Annotated in this window: 12 protein-coding genes; 9 read left to right on the top strand and 3 right to left on the bottom strand. The window is 50.3% G+C overall.

The features are described from left to right. A partial coding sequence (locus tag AAH187_RS16340) for a hypothetical protein (RefSeq protein WP_342349544.1) occupies positions 1–1,276 on the bottom strand: 1,276 nt, incomplete at its 3' end. Between the two features lie 257 nt (positions 1,277–1,533). On the opposite strand from AAH187_RS16340, the gene AAH187_RS16335 reads away from it, so the two are divergent. The 3 genes from AAH187_RS16335 to AAH187_RS16325 all read left to right on the top strand — a co-directional run bounded on the left by AAH187_RS16335 (position 1,534) and on the right by AAH187_RS16325 (position 3,324). Beyond that, on the top strand, positions 1,534–2,553 hold the full coding sequence (locus AAH187_RS16335) for a ChaN family lipoprotein (RefSeq protein ID WP_342349543.1): 1,020 nt from the start codon (positions 1,534–1,536) through the stop codon (positions 2,551–2,553). Between the two features lie 47 nt (positions 2,554–2,600). After that, on the top strand, positions 2,601–2,846 hold the full coding sequence (locus AAH187_RS16330; RefSeq protein ID WP_342349542.1) for a CDGSH iron-sulfur domain-containing protein: 246 nt from the start codon (positions 2,601–2,603) through the stop codon (positions 2,844–2,846). A 310-nt stretch (positions 2,847–3,156) separates the two neighbouring features. Continuing rightward, a complete protein-coding gene (locus AAH187_RS16325) occupies positions 3,157–3,324 on the top strand; it encodes a hypothetical protein (protein ID WP_342349541.1) in 168 nt (55 codons plus the stop codon). 76 nt (positions 3,325–3,400) lie between these two features. On the opposite strand, the gene AAH187_RS16320 is transcribed toward AAH187_RS16325, so the two are convergent. After that, positions 3,401–4,063, bottom strand: a complete 663-nt coding sequence (locus AAH187_RS16320; RefSeq protein ID WP_342349540.1) for an arylesterase — start codon at positions 4,061–4,063, stop codon at positions 3,401–3,403. A 158-nt stretch (positions 4,064–4,221) separates the two neighbouring features. Between AAH187_RS16320 and AAH187_RS16315 the strand changes: the two genes are divergently transcribed. The 3 genes from AAH187_RS16315 (at position 4,222) to AAH187_RS16305 (ending at position 8,676) form a co-directional block, all read left to right on the top strand. Beyond that, positions 4,222–4,980, top strand: coding sequence for an ABC transporter ATP-binding protein (locus AAH187_RS16315; RefSeq protein WP_342349539.1), 759 nt, complete (start codon positions 4,222–4,224; stop codon positions 4,978–4,980). Continuing rightward, positions 4,977–7,634: an FtsX-like permease family protein gene (locus tag AAH187_RS16310; protein WP_342349538.1), complete on the top strand. Its 2,658-nt coding sequence runs from the start codon at positions 4,977–4,979 to the stop codon at positions 7,632–7,634. Before AAH187_RS16315 ends, AAH187_RS16310 begins: the two co-directional genes overlap by 4 nt. Before the next feature lie 604 nt (positions 7,635–8,238). Then, positions 8,239–8,676, top strand: coding sequence for a response regulator (locus AAH187_RS16305; RefSeq protein WP_342349537.1), 438 nt, complete (start codon positions 8,239–8,241; stop codon positions 8,674–8,676). Positions 8,677–8,726: 50 nt separating this feature from the next. On the opposite strand, the gene AAH187_RS16300 is transcribed toward AAH187_RS16305, so the two are convergent. Further along, on the bottom strand, positions 8,727–10,592 hold the full coding sequence (locus AAH187_RS16300) for an AsmA family protein (RefSeq protein ID WP_342349536.1): 1,866 nt from the start codon (positions 10,590–10,592) through the stop codon (positions 8,727–8,729). A 149-nt stretch (positions 10,593–10,741) separates the two neighbouring features. Here AAH187_RS16300 and polA point away from each other — a divergent pair, with 149 nt between their 5' ends. Genes polA through xth form a run of 3 tightly spaced genes read left to right on the top strand, consistent with a single transcriptional unit; the run spans position 10,742 to position 14,734 of the window. Further along, positions 10,742–13,600: a DNA polymerase I gene (gene polA, locus AAH187_RS16295; RefSeq protein ID WP_342349535.1), complete on the top strand. Its 2,859-nt coding sequence runs from the start codon at positions 10,742–10,744 to the stop codon at positions 13,598–13,600. 42 nt (positions 13,601–13,642) lie between these two features. Continuing rightward, positions 13,643–13,930 (top strand): hypothetical protein, encoded by a 288-nt coding sequence (locus AAH187_RS16290; protein WP_342349534.1) that lies wholly within the window; start codon positions 13,643–13,645, stop codon positions 13,928–13,930. A gap of 30 nt (positions 13,931–13,960) precedes the next feature. Then, positions 13,961–14,734, top strand: coding sequence for an exodeoxyribonuclease III (gene xth / locus AAH187_RS16285; protein ID WP_342349533.1), 774 nt, complete (start codon positions 13,961–13,963; stop codon positions 14,732–14,734). Positions 14,735–14,874 lie beyond the last annotated feature (140 nt).

Genomic DNA, 14,874 nt, shown 5'->3' with positions numbered 1-14,874 from the left:
TGGACTCTTCTTTCATCTGGGAAAACTGCCGTGCGGTAAAACTGCTGGGAACTCCCTCAAGCACCCCTCCCCTCCGAATTTCCACATAACGGAACCTGGAAGGCCTCTGAGTATCCTCATTCTTCGCAACTTCAAAAGGCATCGGATCTCGCAGGTCAGCCAAACTGGAAAGATCTTTTCTCTCTCCGACACCCATGGAGATTAATTCCTCATACACGTTTCCAAATATTGCAGGCAGTATTGTATTCGTAAAAATCTCATTTCTTGGACGGAATCGATCATCCGCTAACAATTGGCTGAGCACCTCCCAAAAGACCCCATCATCGATTGCCGAAAGAATACCCACACAACTTCGTTGGGCCATAAACTTCAACAATGCCAAAGGGCCCAAAATGTCAAATTTCCAATCAGGGAAGGTTAATGTGTGTCCGCGGTGAGACACCTCTAAAATGGGCTCCCCTTCGTATCGACTCTTACGATAATTCCCCCGGCTGGATTGGAGATGCGCATGAATAATTTCAGGAGCCAATCGACTGGGTTCGTAGCCAAAGGTAGGATTTGCCGGAGCATGGCAGGTACTGACGGTGTAACGGGACAACTTCCCTTTGCTCTTCGAAAATGTTTCTAGGTCCATGCCGCCCCAAAATTTAAATCGTAATTCTTCTGACGAGAAGCTCTGCAAATGACGTTCACGCTCAAGGTTTTTGTGATAGACGCCGCCCACCCGTGACCCCGGCATCAACCGATCAAAGGCATGCAAGGTCAGCGGGGTACGTTGCGTCCGTAAATATGGGACATAGTGATCCACCAATTCCTGTTCAAAGGACAAATCTCCAGCTCCGATATCTAGCAGGGAGGGTGTTGGCGTTTGTCGTAACAGGTCATAGGGATTAGACGCCTCCCGAAGAATTTCCTCCCATCGGGCCCCGGAATACACTTCCGGACTTTCCCTTTCTTCGTTCACGTTCAAGATTCCCCATACCATGAGCGCGCGAACCGCCTTGGAAGGGGGAAAGCCGGTGAGGTCCTTGAGGACCTGATTTCCCTCCTTGCGTCCGGTAGGGTTGGAGAGTTGTTGCAGGGCATCAATTAATCGTTCTTGAAGTGTTGGATCGAGAGAAGCCTCTTGAATATGCTGAATGAGCGCGGGAAGCGTGGCTTGAAGGGTTTCAGGAACCATCAATTTCCTGCTCGCCTCCCAGTGGTGGGGAGAGGATTCCCTACTAATTTTGATTCGCTCCCGAAATGCCGTCAATCCGAGTTTCTGATCATCCATTGATGTGTATCCCTTTGACTGATCGCTAATGGGAGTGTTGAAAAATGCCGCCAGCGGCGTTCCCTGCCTTCGCCGGAGCGGCTTCGCGCAGGCAGGTCGCCTCTTGGACGAGCTTTTTTGAACACTCCACTAATTTTCTCTGTTGGGCTTGGGTCATTCATATGCTGATGAATTGACAAAAATTTGAAATATATAACAGCCCCCTAATCTAAATCCTTCACGCACCTTAGCCCCTCTGAATATCCTGAAACAACCGCATGGTTTCCGAAATATTGCCCACAGGGGAGAACTATGCTACACCTTGTTTCGTCATGGTCACGCATTATTTTCCACGTGCGAAACAACACGTCCTTTCCCTATTCCTGGGCATCATTGTGATGAGCGCCACCGCTGGGTGTGCGACGTCACAAGCCAACCCGACATTTGAAGTCGACAACCTCTACGATGTCTCCAGGCAGCAAGCAACCACATTCGACGATCTGCTCCCACAACTCTTAGCCGCCGATGTGATTTATATCGGCGAAGAGCATTACACCCCTTCACACCTTGAGGCAGCCCAGAAAATCCTGAATGCCCTCCTTGCCCATGACCGCCATCCAGCGCTGGCCATGGAAATGTTTAGTTGGGATGGACAATCCGGGTTAGACCGGTATAGCCAAGAATCCGAATATACGACAGAACAATTGGTTAAGGATTCACAGTGGAACACGAATTGGGGTGGAGAGTTTGCCGATTATCAACCATTGGTGACCTTTGCCAAATCGCATCAACTCAAAATTTTTGGCCTTAACCCGCCACGCCCACTTGTTCGATTAGTCGCCACGAAGGGATTAACCGAAGCCTGGCAAGATCCGGAAATGCGAAAATGGCCGATTCAAGAAATCGTGACCGATGATCAGGCATATGAGCAATTAATTTTTGAACAAATTGAAGCGTGCCATCCTGACTTGCCCGATCACGTGTATCGCCGAATCTTCGAAGCATCCATTTTTCGGGATGAGGGCATGGCACAGATTATTGCCAATTACCTCAACACGCGATCTCAGACTGCCGGACCGTTGGTGAGCTACACGGGCGGCGGTCATATTCAGTATAAGATCCCCATCCCTAAGCGGGTTGAACGAAAGCACCCCGGCGTCAAATCTATTACCATTTATCTCGAAACATGGGATCCCTCCAAAGAAGAGGGGGTGCGTTCGGAGTTGCAAACCGGTATTGCTGATTTTCTCTGGCTTACCCCTTTGGGCCCCCAAGGCCTTCAGCCCCGCTGCGGCTAACTGTATTTATCACCAAATTCTTTGAAGAACGAAGGAGAACTAACCACATGGGCGACCCGATTATCATTGCACAACGAACACCTTACGTTCTGGACATGGAAGCAGGAACCTATTATTGGTGCCGATGTGGACGATCAAAAACCCAGCCATTTTGCGATGGATCCCACACGGGAACTGATATTTCCCCCATTGAGGTGGAACTCAAGGAAAAACAAAAGGTAGCTTGGTGTGGGTGCAAGCACAGCAAAAAACCCCCATTCTGCGACGGCACACATTCCAGGCTGGAACCATAAAGTCTTAGGCCAGGCTACTCTCGTCTTTTTGAACTCAGTTAGATGTTAAACCCTGCTTCTATGCTGATGGTAGCGCATAATACGTGGGTCTTCTCTTAGTGGCCAAATTAATAACTCCGCCAATATTTACGTATTATAAACTAGCGTTAATATTTTAATTATATTGTACTAGTCAATAGCTTGCATCATGGAAATAAAATTTACTACAATCCACCACTGTTGTGGATAGTTGATTATGTCATTCGAAGCTATCCGCAAAAATAGAATTGTGTGTGATATTTTCCTAATGTCCGAAAGTGAGGATTTTCGTATGAATCGGATTACTTCCTTTCTAAGTGCTTTCCTCGTATTAGCCGCAAACCCGGCCTTTGCCAATGAACCAGGCGGAGGCTATGAAGGGATCACGGGTTTGTACTATGGGACCATAGCAATTATTTTGGCCTATGGGGTCTATGACATTTTCTTCAAAAAGTCATAACGTCTCCCGCTTTCCCTAATACGCCATTTAGAGAATCCTCTTCTTACCCCTTCCCATTTATGGGGAGGGGTGTCGACTACTCTTTGGTCTGATGACTCAGTTCTGTTTTGAGTATAGGTTCCAAAGTGCGAAAAACATTCTGAGCCACAATAATATAGCCTTTCGCTGTGGGATGAACTCCATCTGCCTGATTTAAGCCAGGTTGCGCAGCCACACCTTCCAGGAGAAATGGAATAAGTGGAAGCGTCGATTCCTGGGCTAACCGTTCGTACATTTCAAAAAACTCCCCCGTATAAGCTTCGCCAAAATTTGGCGGAATGCGCATGCCCGCCAAAATGACCACCACTCCTTCGTCCTGCAACCGGTCAATTATGCTACGAAGATTTGAATAGGTCTGCTGTAAGGGGAGCCCACGAAGTCCATCATTGACGCCCAATTCTAATATGACAATCGTTGGCCGACTTTTTAATATCCACTCTACCCGTCGCACTCCCCCCGCTGAGGTTTCTCCACTGACTCCGGCATTGACCACCTCATAGTGAAATCCACCTTCGTGCAACTGTTTTTCCAATTGAGCCGGATAGGATTCGTCCGATGACACACCAAATCCGGCCGTTAAGCTATCGCCAAAGGCCACGATTTTAGGCAGAGATTCGTTCTTTCGCACCAAAGGCTCGGATGAGGATTGACCCGACGGGAATTGAGCACGAGAAACTACCGAGTCTGAACTATGTTTCATGGGCTCTGGTATATCGGTAGACGGACTTTCCTGAAGGTCACACCCCCAGATTCCCAGACAGAAGAGTAAGAGGACTGATAGGATACATGTATGCATAGTAGCTGGGTAATGGCTCTCAACTCTATTATTCACCATTTAAACCCGTTTGTGTAATCAACGTGAATGTTCCGACATCGTCTGCACCCCATTTGCACCCCCTAACTCCAGCATCTCAGGTTCTCATTTCGGTCAATCACCTTGGAATGGAGCTTCAGGCAGGTAGCCAGTCCGTTAAGATTTTACAGGATATTTCCTTCGAGGTCTTTCCTAATCAGGTGGTTGCCATTATCGGACCATCGGGAAGCGGGAAATCAACTCTCCTGGGGTTGCTTGCAGGCCTCGACCGCCCAACACAGGGGTCTATCCACATTCATCAGACCGACATCACGACCTTAACCGAGACCGAAATGGCGCACTTTCGACGCCAACACATTGGCTATGTGTTTCAAGCCTTTCATCTTATTCCCACTTTGACGGCTCTGGAAAATGTGGCTCTCCCTATGGAATTGCAAGGAATATCCACAGGCACATTACGAGCCAAAACACTTTTACAATCTGTAGGACTCGAACATCGTCTCCACCATTATCCTGTTCAACTCTCTGGTGGCGAACAGCAACGAGTAGCCCTGGCCCGAGCCTTTATTGTCCGGCCTCCCCTCCTGCTGGCCGACGAACCCACCGGCAATCTGGATAGCTCAACCGGTGCAATGGTCATTGATCTGCTGTGGGAACTTCATCAGCAACACGGCAGTACTCTCGTCCTAGTCACTCACGACATGTCATTGGCCGCTCGTGCACAACGTATCCTAGCCCTGCAGGATGGAGCATTGGTGAACGAGACGATACCCCCGTTATTATCATCCGGCTTAAAGGGATGATCCCGGTATCCGTCAAACTCGCCTGGCGTGAAATCCACAGCGCCTGGTCCCGTTTCCTCTTTTTATTTCTCTGCATTGCACTCGGTGTCGGCGCCATTGTGGCCGTGGACCTGTTTGCCGTCAATGTCGAACAGGTCATTCTGGGAGATACCCGTGCCCTGTTAGGGGGTGATGTCGAACTATCATGGCGGCGGGCGATTTCCGACCAGGGTCGTCACGTGCTGGACTCCCTCTCTGACCGTGACATCGTCCTTTCACACGTGACTGAAATCGCCGCAATGGCGACAGTGGACAGCCATAAATCCCAAACGCCCCTTACCCAAACGACTTCTCAATTGGTGGAACTCAAGGCCATCGATTCGGCCTATCCCCTCTATGGTCGGTTGGTAGTGGAGCCTGATCTCCCGATGGCGCAACTTCTGGATCCCCTTCAATCCAGATGCGGTCGCTCACCGTGTTTTGGTGCACTTGTCCAGGAATCCTTACTGATCCGGCTCAATCTTACCGTTGGCAGCGAGCTACAGATTGGCAAAGCGAGCTTCCTTATTACCGCCGTGCTAAAAAAAGAACCGGACAGGATTGCCAATGGATTTAGTTTGGGCCCCAGGGTCATGATTTCCCGGGAAGCGCTCAAAGCCACGGCGTTAATCCAAACCGGAAGCCGGATTCAGGAACGATATCGTCTGTCCATATCCGACTCCACCTCGCTTGAGCCTTTAATTGGTGAGTTACGAGGGCGCCTCAGCCAGGAAGGGACCCAGATCAGCTCATTTCGCGATGCTCAGCCACGACTCCGCAGATTTCTTGACCAATTAAACCTCTATCTTGGTCTGATTGGGTTTACTATTTTATTGGTCGGTGGGATCGGAGTGGCTTGCACGATTCAAGGCTTCCTCACACAAAAAATTCCGATTATTGCCACACTCAAAACCCTGGGAGCGGACTCTTCACAAATCATCCGTCTTTATCTCACGCAGAGCCTATTCCTTGGAGGAATCGGCAGTCTTCTTGGGGCCATAGTCGGCGTAGTTCTCCACCGAGGCTTACCCTTATTGCTTCAAGGCATTATTCCTGAAACCATGCCCGTGAATCCCACTGTCGCTCCCGTCCTGCGTGGAATCGTTCTTGGTACCCTAGCCACACTTGCCTTCTCACTCTGGCCTCTGCTGGCCATCCGTCATGTCTCTCCGGCATTAGTGTATCGACAAGCGGTGGACCACTCCCGGGAAATGGCCAACAGCCAATCCAGACTAACCCGATGGCGGACCATCCTTAAACATTGGTGGAATGACCGTGCACAGGTCATAGTCAGCATCAGCATGATGGTGAGCGTGACCGGCCTGGCCATGTGGCAGGCCCACTCACTGACCCTCGGTTTATTTTTTTCCGGTGCATGTGGCGTCGCGGTTCTCCTCTTATTAGGTGGCACTGGAGTCCTGTATAGAATTTTCCGGCATGTGCCGATTCCTCAGCGGTATTTATTGCGTCATGCCGTGAGGAATCTTCAGCGGCCTGGAAACTTTACCAAAGCGATGACGCTGGCCATTGGGATTGGCGTCATGCTTATGACGACGCTGACCATTGTGCAACGGTCCATACTTGACCTGATAGGAAATCAAATACCTACTCAAGCTCCCTCATTTTTTTTCATAGACATCCAACCAGACCAACATTCCCAATTCGTGGATGTGCTACAACAGAAATTCCCCGATTCACCCTATAAATTAGTTCCAGTCGTGCGGTCTCGCCTCACAGCCATCAACGGACAACCCATCGATCCTGAAGAGCATAAAGGCCAACGAAATGGATGGTATTTCACCAGGGAATACGTATTAACGACATCCCGGGATCTCCCAAAAGATAACGTCCTTACTCAGGGACAATGGTGGAATCACATCAAAGAATCGGACTCGGACGGAGCGACCAGGACGACTTCAGATTTCCCGTTGGTCTCTGTGGAGGAAGACGCCGCAAAAAACCTGGGACTTACCCTCGGCTCAACCCTGACCTTGGATATTCAAGGAGTACCAATTATCGCGAAAGTGGGCAGTCTTCGGCAGGTCGATTGGGGAAGTTTTTCCATAAATTTTTTCATGATCCTTCAGCCTGGCTCTTTTGATGGCGCCCCTTTCACCTACATCGCCACAACCAGAGTGCCAACAACCTTCGAAGTACCCTTACAGCAAGCCATTGTCGCCGTCATGCCCAATGTGACAGCCATTAACGTTGGAGATGTGCTGGAGAATATTGGTCGGATCTTTCACCAATTGTCCATGGGGATTCAAGCCTTGGCCCTGTTATGTCTGGTCACCGGAGCCGTGGTCATGATTGCGGCGATTTCAATCAACCGGTACCGGCGCCTGCATGAATTGGCAATTATGAAAGCCCTGGGAGCAAGTCGCAGACTACTCGTATTTTCGCTGGGAGTGGAATTCTGTGTCATTGGAGCCTTTGCAGGGCTTGTTGGGCTTGGATTGGGGTGCCTTCTCTCCTGGTCCCTCTTGTACTTCTTTTTTGATCTAAACTGGACCTTCGATCTGATCCTATTGAGTACAGGTTTGCTTTTGACGATTCTGCTAAGCCTCATGACCGGCTTTCTAGGGACTTACCGGTTGCTGGGCTTCCCTCCCCTGTCCGTCCTCCGTCAAGAATAAATCCCGTCCAACGGATTGCGGGGTTCTTCTCCCAAAACAACACCCGTAACTTATGCTGGCCTCTTTCCTCGATTAATCTCTCCGCACGAGTTATCCATATAGATACAAACTGTATGCTATTGAATAACAACCTGTCCCACAATTGATGCCCTTATACCTCATCCTCTTTGCATTCTTTAAAAAATTTTCAAAACCAATTTAAAAAAATTGATTCTCCATTCATCAGATTATCAATGAGTTATAACCATGAAAACCTTAAATGACCGCTCGCCATCGTTTTGGGTACATTCTTTGCTTTGTAAGATGGCAAGCACGGGATATTGGAGGGAAGCCATGGAAATCATTTTAGCCATCTGTATCACAGGCTTTGGAATCTTCGGAGGAATGCTCATCATATGGAATGGGCAGAACCCTGTACCATCAAAGGCACCCGACACTTCACGCACACGGTAAAATGATGTCCAAAACAACACAGACCTGTGCCTGCATGACAGTTGTTCAAGAGTCATCTTTGGGTGATTTCACCAAATGGTGAGTCGACCTTCAATCGGCTCGATCCACCAAGATGGTGAATTCGCTCATTTAGTTAGGAAAGGAGATCCTAATGTCTAAAAATATTCTGATTGTTGATGATGATGAAATGAGTCGCGGATTGCTCCGGATGGTCCTGGAATATGATGGATGTCAGTGTGTAGAAGCCGAAAATGGAGCCAGCGGGTTATCACTTATTGAATCGAAATCCATTGACATTGTGATTCTCGATAATGCGATGCCTGTCATGACCGGGATGGAGTTTTTGGACCAGTTACAGCATATCCCACACAAGTCCGACATCCCAATCATAATGGTGACCGGGTTCCTCAATGCCGTCATCCGAGAAAACGCCACCCGCTTAGGAGCCTATGCCATTATCCGCAAACCGTATGATTTTGGAGAGTTACGAGCCATAGTCGCTCAGCTGTGTCCGCCAGCCGCTGCAACGCGGCCCCATTCCTTCATGGTTGCCAACATGTCACAAACCTATAGTCCCCCTCCGGGTTGAGACCCGCATGAAGGAATCATTCAGTCCCAAAGAGGATATCTCCCCCACTTCTACTGTCCAAATAACTGTTTGAGAATATCCGCTCCGTCTTGTAAGAGTTGCTGTAATTCCTGTTCATCCCCCTGTAAAACTTTCTCAATCCTCCGCTCCACATTCCTTTTGACCTGATGCCCAAAGGATTGCGTATCCAATTGCAATAGCGGTTTCTGAAGGGTTCCCATAACGGTAAAAGGCAGCACCAACTTTCCCTGATGCCACGCAACTTTGGCCATCGGAAACCGTTGAATAATCCGGTCCCCGATCGTCCGTGAAACGGCCAGATTGCCTTGAAGATTCAACGATTCGTCAAACGCGAGACTTCCCACCCCTGTCATCGAGAAATCTGGTGCCTCAACAGTTAATTGCCGAATAACCACTCCCCTGTCTTCCAATTCCACTTTAGTATCAATCAAAGAAAATTTCGTCGCACCGGTGGATTCGTCCATGAGATCCGGTAGCTGAAGGGCATCTTCAATCGCCTGCATAAGGTCAAATCCAACTAATTGGCCATCCCGGATCATCAATCGGACTGGCCCGGTCATAGTTGATTGCCCGGACGGCGAGCGCACTGCTCCCGTGACGCTCCAATGCAATTCTCCCATACCGGTCAAACGGAAAGAGGAGGACCTCACCACTTGCATCATTGATTCCACCGCAAAATTCGTGAGCTTTCCCTGGAATGAAAGCAGTGGAACAGGTGGAGTCCCATCCCATCTTCCATGCGCATCAAGATTTCCCCTAAACGCTTGGGCCTTGAGGGACACCAGGTCAACTCTTGTCCCTTGGATCACCGTTTCAAAACGGATATGCTCCAGTGAAAACGGGCGTTGAACGGAAAGAGACAAGGGAAAATCCTCTGATGACAAGGTAGGGGCCTCCCCGGACAAATTCAGACGTCCAGGCGTACCTTGACCCGAAAGGTGAATGGTCGCCCCACCCAATTGGAGATCAACGGTCAACGGATCAATCCTCACTCCTGTGGAGGGTTTCGATGGCTCCTTGGGAATCAGGGGTGCCATCACATGAGCCTGAAAGCGGCTGAAGATCACAGGTTTATCCAACGCCACATTCACGGATATGTCATCCGTCGATACCTCTGGGATCTTCACGTCCAACTCCAGCCTTCCATCTATCACTTTTCCCTGTGCGGTTCCGTCTACCTTGCCTACGCTACCCGCTAGATCGATCATCGGAAGATCAAAAGTGGATTGAAGGGGGCCAAATCGCCCGTTCATCTCCAAGGGGAGTTGATAGGGCATCACCATGCCCTTCAGGTGCAGACTCGCCGTCTGTCCCAATTGAACGGAATTCGTAACCAACTCCAGTTGCTCAAGGTGGAGGAAACGGGAAGGTTCTTGGGAACGATCCTCATACTGTAGAGAGCCTCCAGTCATAGAGAACCGCTCTACCGCAAATACCCCGAATAAGGGCTTGAGAGCATTGGCCGGATTCGCCGGGGCTGCCTCAGGGTGCTGAAAAGCGGGATCTTTTCCGATGGTGGCCATATTCAGCAACCCATCAGGAGTGCGGATGACGGAGACAGTCGGATCCTGAAGACGCACGTGTTCAACCTGAATGTACCGACGTAACAGTGGGAGCCACTGAATCTCAACCTCAGCCGAAGGAATCGTGACAAACGGCTTCGGACTGAACACCGGGTCATCCCCTATTGTCAGATCCTGCACCCGAAACCCGAGCTTAGGAAAGAGCGTTAAGCGGACATCCTGAACATCCACCGGTCGATGAAGGGCCTGCTCCAGAACCGGGAGATATCGATCCCGGTACCGATTCAAATCCAGCAGAACCGGAAGAAGCAGAATGACCACAATCACCAGAACAATAACAAGAGCAAGACCCACCATAAATTTCCTTTTCACAAGCACAGACTCCCTTCCTAAATCGAGAGGCTTGGACATTTTACCAGGTCTCATCCCCCCGATTGACAAATTCTTCTGAGATATCGACACCTCAAGGGCTATCAGGTATCTTCAATTGGCCAACAATCACAAGAAGAGGATATTTTCCCGTGAACACCGTGAGTGAACCGCTTTCTCCTATCCCGATTCGTCATGTCGTGTTAGTCGATGCCTCAGGTTTTATTTTCCGAGCATTTCATGCCATCAAGATTTTGAACAGTCCGAATGGTACCCCTGTCAACGCCGTCTATGGATTCATCACCATGTTGATGAAACTATTGGACGATATGCAACCGGACCACATTGCCATCATATTTGACTCCGCACGCAAAACCTTTCGAAACGATCTTGATCCTAACTATAAGGCCAACCGCAGCGATCCACCTGATGAATTGGTGCCCCAATTTGCTCTCGTCCGTGAGGCGACCCGGGCCTTTAATTTTGATTGCATTGAGCTGAACGGGTTCGAGGCTGACGATCTGATCGCCACATACACCAAAGAAGCGCTGGAAGCCGGCGCGGACGTGACCATTGTCTCGTCGGACAAAGATCTCATGCAGTTAGTTTCGGACCAGGTCAGTATGTTCGACTCCATCAAAAACCGCAGGATCGGGCCCGCGCAGGTTCTGGAAAAATTCGGGGTGCCGCCCGGGAAAGTTGTCGACGTGCAGTCATTGGCAGGAGATTCGACGGACAATGTGCCTGGGGTCCCGGGTATCGGCATCAAAACGGCTGCACAACTCATTCAGGAATATGGTGATCTGGATACCCTCCTGGCGCGCGCCTCCGAAATCAAACAGAACAAACGGAGGGAAAGTCTCATTGAGCATGCCGATAAGGCCCGCCTTTCGCGTGAACTGGTTCGACTTCGTTTCGATGTGCCGCTCGCTATCCCATTGGGACAATTAGAGCGACGCCAGCCCAATATGGATTTATTAGCTGCCTTCCTCAATGAACAAGGCTTCAAATCGATTCTGGCACGCATACAAAGCCGCGTGAAGGGCGAGCAGGCCCCCATGGTCACTCCTTCTGCCACACCGACCACCGATACACCAGCAACGAAAGATTCCGAAACAAGGCCACTGGCACCCAAAGCCCAATACGAATTAATTCAAACAGTGTCGGCCCTTCAAGGCTGGGTGGAGGAAGCGACTCGTCGCGGGATTGTGGCCGTCGACTGTGAAACCACCTCTCTCGATCAAACCAGAGCTGAGTTGGTTGGATTCTCATTGAGCCTGGAATCCGGCCGAGCGTGTTATGTGCCCGTCGGTCATGTGGCCCCGGGATCCACGTCTTATCAGGATTTGCTCTCCCACGATACGTCTGCTGCCTTGCCGGAAAAACCGGAACAAATTCCACTCCAACATGCGCTCGACATTCTGGGGCCACTGCTAACAGACCCCGCAGTACTCAAGATCGGGCACAATATCAAATACGACATGGTGGTGTTTCGCCGGTATGGCCTCAACGTGTCTCCCGTGGACGATACTATGCTGCTCTCATACGTCCTAGAAGGAGGCATGCATGGCCATGGCATGGACGAACTGGCTGAACACTTTTTGGGCCATACGACGATCAAATTTAAAGACGTCACGGGTAGCGGAAAGTCTCAAATCACCTTTGATCAGGTTCCCTTAGAAAAAGCGTTGGAATACGCTGCGGAAGATGCAGAAGTGACCCTGCGGCTGCATCAGGTCCTCAAACCCCGTCTCATCAGTGAACACATGACCACCGTCTACGAAACGCTCGAGCGTCACCTCATTCCCGTGCTGGCGACCATGGAGCAAACAGGCATCAAAGTCGATGTCTCCCAACTAAAGCAGGTCAGCCAGGAGTTTTCTCTCCGTCTCCGGGATCTGGAACAGGAGATCCATCGCCTGGCCGGGAAAACCTTTAATATCGGTTCTCCTAAACAACTCGGTGAAGTCATGTTTGACGACCTCGCCTTGGGAGGAGGGCAAAAAAGCAAAGCCGGGAGCTATGGCACCGGGGTCGATGTCCTCGAATCCTTAGCCGCTCAAGGCCATGAACTCCCTTCACGGGTGTTGGAATGGCGGCATTTGGAAAAACTTCGCAGCACCTATGCCGATGCGCTCATCCGTCAAATCAATCCCGACACGAACCGGGTCCATACCTCCTATGCCATGGCGTCCGCCGCGACGGGAAGACTCTCATCCACAGACCCGAATCTCCAGAATATTCCTATCCGGACTGAAGAGGGTCGAAGAATCCGGCGCGCGTTTGTCGCGGAGTCTGGTTGGACATTGCTTTCCCTCGATTATTCCCAGATTGAACTTCGTCTGCTTGCCCACGTCGCGGATATTCCTGTACTTAAAAAGGCTTTTTGGGAAGGCCAGGATATTCATGCGCTTACCGCCAGCCAGGTTTTCGGCTTACCCTTAGAACAGATGGATGCGGGAATTCGACGGAAAGCCAAGGCGATTAATTTCGGCATCATTTATGGGATCAGCGCCTTCGGATTAGCCCGCCAATTGAGCGTGGAGCCCGGAGAGGCGGCAGCCTATATCAAAACCTATTTCGAACAGTACCCCGGCATTCAGGATTATATGGAACGCACCAAACAGTTTTGTCGGCAACACGGGTACGTCCAGACCCTCTTTGGACGCCGGTGCCACGTCCCCGGTATTCATGATAAAAATCCCGCCCGACGAAATTTTTCCGAGCGTGCCGCCATCAATGCACCACTGCAAGGCACGGCCGCCGACATCCTAAAGCGCGCCATGATCCGCGTGCCCGCCGCCTTGGCAGAGCATGGCTTAACCCACCGGGCGAAAATGTTGTTAACCGTCCACGATGAATTATTGTTCGAGGTAGAAGAGGCGGCACTCGCCGAAACCACCGCCATCATCAAACAGGTCATGGAAGGGGCCACACTGCCTGCCCTACAATTGTCGATCCCGCTCACGGTCGAGGCGGGACATGGCCCCTCCTGGGACGAAGCACATTAAAAACCAGGAAGATTCTTATATGAGAAAGGAAATTCAGAAATAATGGAGATACCGACCTATGGTGAGTTATTAAAACTCGTATGGTTTCTGGTGTGGCGACATGTGGTGATTCTGATGTTTGTGAGTATGACGATCGGATGGGCAGTTCCTGTGATCTTCAATAGCACGGTCTCTGAAGACTCTCAGTATATTTTAGAAATCTGCATTTATGGCGTGTTATTCTTTGGCATCACCCCATTTATTTTGAAGACCCTGTTTCAAAAACAATTTCAAGGCTTTCAAGTAATCTTCCAACGCGAAACCGCCTTACCACCACTCTCCCAGTCATAATGTTCGGACTATAAGGCATTGAAACTCATCATGAAAATTGCCACCTGGAATGTCAATTCCATAAAAATGCGAATCCCCCATTTAATGGAATGGGTCAAACAAGCCGACCCGGACATTGTCCTGCTCCAAGAACTCAAAACCACTGAAGACCAGTTCCCCAGAATGGCGATCGAGGAGCTTGGCTATAATATGGCCATAGTCGGCCAAAAAACCTACAACGGAGTCGCGATCCTCTCAAAAGCCCCAATCGAGATCGAACACACGGCCCTGCCGGGCGACCCTTCTGACGAACAAGCTCGTTACGTGGAAGCAGTGGTGGGGACCATCCGGGTAGCCTCGATTTATTTACCCAATGGAAATCCACTGGGAACCGAAAAATTTCCGTATAAACTCGCCTGGCTGGATCGGCTCATCACTCATGCACAATCACTCTTAGCCCTGGAAGAAACCGTGGTGCTAGGGGGAGACTTTAACGTCTGTCCCACCGACCATGACGTCTACGATCCAAAGGGATTTGCCGACGACGCCCTCTGCCGTCCGGAATCCCGTGCCCGTTTTCGCGCGCTCTGTCATCTCGGGTACACCGATGCCCTCCGAGCGTTCCATCCCGAGATTGGGCTCTATACCTATTGGGATTACCAGGCCGGCCGATGGAACCGGGACGAAGGGCTACGCATCGACCATCTTCTGCTCTCACCCCAGGCGGCGGACAATTTGGTCGCATCAAATGTGGACCGGGCACCACGCTCAATGGACAAACCCTCCGATCACACCCCCGTCTGGTGTGAACTATCTCCCTCATAAACGTCACGCCCACTTTCTTTGTCTTCACACCACTGGATTTGTTTGGCCGGGAGACCATTGATATGGTGTAACTTTTTTATTTTATTAAATGGCCCCTTTTTTCCATTTGGTTGAAAACTGTAATAGCCTTGTGAGTTCAT

The organism is uncultured Nitrospira sp. (assembly GCA_902500695.1).
Taxonomy (GTDB): domain Bacteria; phylum Nitrospirota; class Nitrospiria; order Nitrospirales; family UBA8639; genus Nitrospira_E.
This window is presented reverse-complemented; position numbering and strand designations above follow the sequence as displayed.

Excerpts from the sequence above, each read along its gene's own strand:
- AAH187_RS16325 (WP_342349541.1), top strand. The coding sequence starts at position 3,157 with ATGAATCGGATTACTTCCTTTCTAAGTGCTTTCCTCGTATTAGCCGCA.
- AAH187_RS16335 (WP_342349543.1), top strand. The coding sequence starts at position 1,534 with ATGGTTTCCGAAATATTGCCCACAGGGGAGAACTATGCTACACCTTGT.
- xth (WP_342349533.1), top strand. The coding sequence starts at position 13,961 with ATGAAAATTGCCACCTGGAATGTCAATTCCATAAAAATGCGAATCCCC.
- AAH187_RS16330 (WP_342349542.1), top strand. The coding sequence starts at position 2,601 with ATGGGCGACCCGATTATCATTGCACAACGAACACCTTACGTTCTGGAC.
- AAH187_RS16310 (WP_342349538.1), top strand. The coding sequence starts at position 4,977 with ATGATCCCGGTATCCGTCAAACTCGCCTGGCGTGAAATCCACAGCGCC.
- AAH187_RS16290 (WP_342349534.1), top strand. The coding sequence starts at position 13,643 with ATGGAGATACCGACCTATGGTGAGTTATTAAAACTCGTATGGTTTCTG.
- AAH187_RS16305 (WP_342349537.1), top strand. The coding sequence starts at position 8,239 with ATGTCTAAAAATATTCTGATTGTTGATGATGATGAAATGAGTCGCGGA.
- AAH187_RS16320 (WP_342349540.1), bottom strand. The coding sequence starts at position 4,063 with ATGAAACATAGTTCAGACTCGGTAGTTTCTCGTGCTCAATTCCCGTCG.